Origin of the sequence: Streptococcus sp. 210928-DFI.4.42, assembly GCF_020554365.1 — a bacterium.
Classification (GTDB): domain Bacteria; phylum Bacillota; class Bacilli; order Lactobacillales; family Streptococcaceae; genus Streptococcus; species Streptococcus parasanguinis_S.
This window is the reverse complement of record NZ_JAJCHF010000052.1, coordinates 1-895: the sequence shown is the minus strand read 5'-3', so window position 1 is coordinate 895 and position 895 is coordinate 1. Positions and strand designations below refer to the sequence as shown.

The 895-nt window shown below is 46.9% G+C and carries 1 rRNA gene; it reads right to left on the bottom strand.

Annotated features, from left to right (window positions below):
* Nucleotides 1–739: ribosomal RNA gene (locus LIZ08_RS10195) — 23S ribosomal RNA — on the bottom strand; the annotation flags it as partial.
* Between the last annotated feature and the right edge of the window lie 156 nt (nucleotides 740–895).

Here is an 895-nt window from a genome sequence, read left to right as displayed (position 1 = left end):
CTTCAACCTGCTCATGGGTAGGTCACATGGTTTCGGGTCTACGACATAATACTAAGACGCCCTATTCAGACTCGGTTTCCCTACGGCTCCGTCTCTTCAACTTAACCTCGCATCATATCGTAACTCGCCGGTTCATTCTACAAAAGGCACGCTCTCACCCATTAACGGGCTCGAACTTGTTGTAGGCACACGGTTTCAGGTTCTATTTCACTCCCCTCCCGGGGTGCTTTTCACCTTTCCCTCACGGTACTGGTTCACTATCGGTCACTAGAGAGTATTTAGGGTTGGGAGATGGTCCTCCCAGATTCCGACGGGATTTCTCGTGTCCCGCCGTACTCAGGATACTGCTAGGTATAAAGACTATTTCGAATACGAGGCTCTTACTCTCTTTGGCTGACCTTCCCATGTCATTCTTCTATAATCTTTAAGTCCACATTGCAGTCCTACAACCCCGAAGAGTAAACTCTTCGGTTTGCCCTCCTGCCGTTTCGCTCGCCGCTACTCAGGCAATCGCTTTTGCTTTCTCTTCCTGCAGCTACTTAGATGTTTCAGTTCACTGCGTCTTCCTCTACCTATCCTTAACAGATAGGAGTACTAGCCATTAGCTAGTGGGTTCCCCCATTCGGACATCTCTGGATCGTCGCTTACTTACAGCTCCCCAAAGCATTTCGTCGTTTGTCACGTCCTTCTTCGGCTTCTAGTGCCAAGGCATCCACCGTGCGCCCTTATTAACTTAACCTTATTTTTGGTCTTGCGACCTAAACTCTTTAAATATTTACAGCGTTTCGGTTTATTTTCTTGTTACTATTTGATATAGATATTCAATTTTCAATGTTCAAACTTAACACCCTTACAGTGTTAATGGAGCCTAGCGGGATCGAACCGCTGACCTCCT